The sequence below is a fragment of the Spiroplasma endosymbiont of Megaselia nigra genome, from assembly GCF_003987485.1.
GTDB lineage: Bacteria > Bacillota_I > Bacilli_A > Mycoplasmatales > Mycoplasmataceae > Spiroplasma.
Map to the genome: position 1 here is coordinate 1 of NZ_RCOO01000112.1, position 3,732 is coordinate 3,732.

Annotated in this window: 4 protein-coding genes; 3 read left to right on the top strand and 1 reads right to left on the bottom strand. The window is 23.4% G+C overall.

Features of this window, described 5'->3' with window-relative positions; all coding sequences use genetic code 4:
- A partial coding sequence (locus D9R21_RS07195; protein WP_158613899.1) for a hypothetical protein occupies window positions 1-373 on the top strand: 373 nt, incomplete at its 5' end.
- A complete protein-coding gene (locus tag D9R21_RS07200; RefSeq protein ID WP_158613900.1) occupies window positions 331-516 on the top strand; it encodes a hypothetical protein in 186 nt (61 codons plus the stop codon). The genes D9R21_RS07195 and D9R21_RS07200, both read left to right, overlap by 43 nt.
- A gap of 387 nt (window positions 517-903) precedes the next feature.
- Here the strand turns inward: D9R21_RS07200 and D9R21_RS04915 are convergent, their stop codons facing one another.
- On the bottom strand, window positions 904-2,226 hold the full coding sequence (locus D9R21_RS04915) for an Mbov_0401 family ICE element transposase-like protein (RefSeq protein WP_126821336.1): 1,323 nt from the start codon (window positions 2,224-2,226) through the stop codon (window positions 904-906).
- Window positions 2,227-2,328: 102 nt separating this feature from the next.
- On the opposite strand from D9R21_RS04915, the gene D9R21_RS04920 reads away from it, so the two are divergent.
- Window positions 2,329-3,732, top strand: a 1,404-nt coding sequence (locus tag D9R21_RS04920) for a hypothetical protein (protein ID WP_148108832.1), incomplete at its 3' end; no start/stop codon positions are given.

Here is a 3,732-nt window from a genome sequence, read left to right on the forward strand (position 1 = left end):
GCGTGGGACTAATAAAACATGAAATCATTTAGCAGAAAAATTATTTTTTGCTTGTAATTTTACCGATTCTTCATCTAATATTTTACGAAGATATGCCAACACCCACGAAGATACTACATTTGGCTATACAATTAATGTCTGTAATTATCTGTACGATAAATATGGGATTGATATAGGACCTGATAATGAAAATGGGGTTGTTTGACCGAAAAATGTTAAAGAAGGTGGCGAAATTGTTTTTCCTAGTGGTGTTCGGATTGCTTTTGCTGGTTATGTTAATGGGAATAAAATTATGGGAAAAGTTGGTAAAGGCAGTGGTATTATATCGGCATGAACTGACGAAATGATAAATGCTGAAGAAAAAAAATCTTAACTGATAAAGAACTAGATAAAAGATATAATAATTTAAGAGTTTCAATGTTTCGTTCAAAAAGTTTAAAAGTGTCTTACGAAAAATACATTGATGAAAATGATAATGAACAATATAATTTAGATAATCCTATTCCAATAACATAATTATCTTGGTAGCCGGAAAAAAGCTTAGGTTTTATAAAAATATAAATTAAAGTAATTAAATATAAATTAAAGTAATCGCTTATTAGAACGATTTTTTTATTTGCATTATTCATCAGATAGTATCTTTAAAATTAAAAATTAATCTATTGTTCCCTATAAATTAGTTAATTTTGGTAGTATACATTATTTTGAGGTTTTTAATAAAATTAAGTAATTAGAAACAAATTAAGTTTCGCTTATGACTAAATGATAACAAAATTTATAAAAAATTCAACTTTTTTAAAAATATAATTTTTAGTTGAAGAAATAATTTATAAAATTATGAATTTTGACACACTAAAAAATAATTTTTAAAGTTATTACTAATTTTAAAAGGTTTTTTATTTTTTATAAAGATAAAAATTGATTTTTAGATTGATTTAAATTAAATATATTAAATTCAATTTTTTCTTTATTTTTATTAGTTTTATCAATTTTTTCTTCATTTGTTTTACTATTAAGTCTTAACATTGAAGCAATTAACATATTGATAAATGTTTCTTTACAATATATTTTCGCGCCACGCCCCTTAACTGCCTTAATATAGTGTGATATATCGCCTTCCATATGACAACCAATATTATATTCTAATGTTTGATTTTCAATCCCTTCTTTATTATTTTTAATTAATTCAATAGTTTCTAATAAAAATTTCTTTTTATTATCAATAACATAGGGCAAATGACACATTAAAAAATCTAATAATGCTTCATAATTTCCAGTAAAAAAATATATTTTTGATAACTTATATTTTAATCTATGAATTCGGTTTTTCTTACGATTTGGGAATAATTCTTTAAATCTTTTTACTAAATGAAATTTATCTAAACTATATGATACGGTGTTATTTTTATATTTTTCTTTTATTGCTATGTAAATTTTTTTAATTTGTTTTTCACCATCACTTAATATTAATATTTTAGTATCTTTATTAATATCATAAGTATCCATTGATTTAAAAATTTTATCAATAAAATTATCAATATTAGATTTATCATTTTTATTCTTATCATTTTTATTCATCATTTGAAAAACGCCTTTTTTCTTTTTCATTTTTTTTCTGTTTTTTGTTGATTTTTCTTCATCAACACCAACATGCATAGTTGAAGCAAATATTTTATTTTCAACTCTTTTTTTATTTTCTCTCATAGGTTCAAAAGCCCCATCAATTTGAATATATAAAACATTATTTGGAATTTTAATTTTATTGTTATTTTTATTACTAATGTAATTGATTTCTTCTAAATCTGCATTTTTAAAAATATTAGATATTGTTCTTTCACTAATATTAGCGTTTTCAACAGTATCTAAAATATCTTTATATCTTTTTCCATCACCCATAAATGAAGTAATTTTATTTATTAAATTCTGTTCATTTCTTTGGTATTTTTTTAAACATAATTCTTCATCCAAAGGATAGCGGTTTATATATTCATTTTTTTCTTCATCATATTTAACATATCTTCGTCTTTTTAAAGGTATATCTCCATCTTCTGTTCTAATTGTTTTTGGTATTTTTGATACAACCTTATATCCTTGTAATATTTTTCCCTGTTGATATAATTTAAATATCTCATTATCTCTTTCAATTAAGAAATTTTTAGTTTCATTGTTTGTTTCTATTATTTTATCTTTTTTATAATCTTCTAATAAATTTTGTTTTAATTCCATTTTATAATCTCCTTTCGTAATTAAACAAATTATTCTAAATTATGATACTTAATTGATACTTAATACTTCATATAATCTTATCAAAAAGGAGGATAATTAAAAATGCAAGACTTTACTAAAATTAATAACAAAAAACGAATTACTAGTTATGAACATTTAAATAAAAAATATGATTTAAATTTTAGTGACTATAATTTTGGTTTTGATTGAGAAGTATTTAAAGAATTTGTTGGTGATAGTTATGCCCGATATTTTACTTCGCCAACTTTTTTTAAGTTTGTTTCAGCGGGGCGTGGTACTAATAAAACATGAAATCACATAGCAGAAAAATTATTTTTTGCTTGTAATTTTACTGATGCTTCATCTAATATTTTACGAAGATATGCTAATACCCATGAAGATACTACATTTGGCGATACAATTAATGTTTGTAATTATCTATATGATAAATATGGGATTGATATAGGACCTGACAATGAAAATAGCATTGTTTGACCTAAAAATGTTAAAGAAGGCGGCGAGATTGTTTTTCCTAGTGGTGTTCGCATTGCTTTTGCTGGTTATGCTAATGGTAATAAAATTATGGGGAAAGTTGGTAAAGGTAGCGGTATTATATCGGCGTGAACAGATGAAATGATACATGCTGAAGAAAAAGAAATTTTAACTGATAAAGAACTAGATAAAAGATATAATAATTTAAGAGTTTCAATGTTTCGTTCTAAAAGTTTAAAAGTATCTTATGAAAAATATACTGATGAAAATGATAATGAACAATATAATTTAGATAATCCTATTCCAGTAAAAGAATTATCTTGGACATTTCAAGAATGAGACAACATAGCAAAACAATACATAAACGTAACAACATATTTTCATAAAACATATTCTAATCAATTTACTTTTAATCCTTTTGATAAATACCATGTCTTTTATGAAAAATTTGTAACGCCATATTTACCTTTAAATGAAAGGATTAAAAATATTTTAAAAGAACACAATCAAGTCTATTCAGAAAACAAACAAGCATTTAATGGTTTGGGTATTTTTAATTTACGATTAACAATGGGTGCTGTTTGAAATAAAATACCTAATATTACTAAAAAACTTGTTTTAACAAACAAAGAAGAACGGCCTGATTTATTTGAACTTGAATACTACGGTTTTGAATACAACGATAATGACCCTAGTATTTATGTTTTACGAAATTATCGTAAATATATTAAAGAGTATAATTTACAAGATTTTTATAATCCAAATACAAAACAGTATCAATTTGATAGTTATTCAATTGGTGTTGATTATGCTAATGGTAGTGAAGACCATACAGTGTTTTTATTTAGTGGTTATAAAATTAATGAAAATAATGAATATGATAAATATTTAATTGAAGAAAATGTTGTTACCCCAAAAAACGCAATGAATTTAAATGAAATAGTTGAATATTACGGACAATGAATAATTAATACATTTGATAAATTTGATGGTTTTGAATATGCTACATTTCAT